1 protein-coding gene is annotated in these 656 nt (G+C 70.4%); it reads left to right on the top strand.

The annotated features are described in order from the left end of the window. Positions 1-656, top strand: a 656-nt coding sequence (locus IF37_RS40420; RefSeq protein WP_037858473.1) for an acyltransferase domain-containing protein, incomplete at both ends; no start/stop codon positions are given.

Genomic DNA, 656 nt, shown 5'->3' with positions numbered 1-656 from the left:
TTCGAGCACCGGGCGGTGCTGAGCGGTGTGGAGGCGTTGGAGGCGCTGGCGGAGGGCCGGTCGGCGCCGGGTCTGGTCACGGGGACTGTCCGTCCGTTGGGTCGGTCGGTGTTCGTGTTTCCGGGGCAGGGTGCGCAGTGGGTGGGTATGGGCGGGGGGTTGTACGCCTCGGAGCCGGTGTTCCGGGAGGTGATCGACGCGTGTGCTGTGGCGTTGGCGCCGTTCACGGACTGGTCGTTGGTGGAGGTGCTGGTCGGCGGTGGCTCGCTGGAGCGGGTGGATGTGGTGCAGCCCGCTCTGTTCGCGGTGATGGTGGCGCTGGCGGAGTTGGCGCTGGCGGAGTTGTGGCGTGTTCATGGTGTGGAGCCTGATTGCGTGGTCGGGCATTCGCAGGGGGAGATCGCGGCGGCGTATGTGGCGGGGGCGTTGTCGTTGGAGGACGCCGCCAGGGTGGTGGCGCTGCGCAGCAGGGCCCTGGTCGCTCTGGCGGATCGGGGTGGGATGGTGTCGGTCGGCCTCGGGGATGAGCGGGCCGCGGAGTTGGTGGCCCGTTGGGGCGGTCGGTTGACGGTGGCGGTGGTCAATGCTCCCGGTTCGGTCGTCGTGTCGGGCGACCTGGACGCGCTGGAGGAATTGCTGGCGGCCTGTGAGGCCGA

Source organism: Streptomyces sp. NRRL S-31 (assembly GCF_000718775.1).
Taxonomy (GTDB): Bacteria; Actinomycetota; Actinomycetes; order Streptomycetales; family Streptomycetaceae; genus Streptomyces.
The sequence above is the reverse complement of the archived record's forward strand: the minus strand, read 5'-3'. Positions and strand labels throughout refer to the sequence as shown.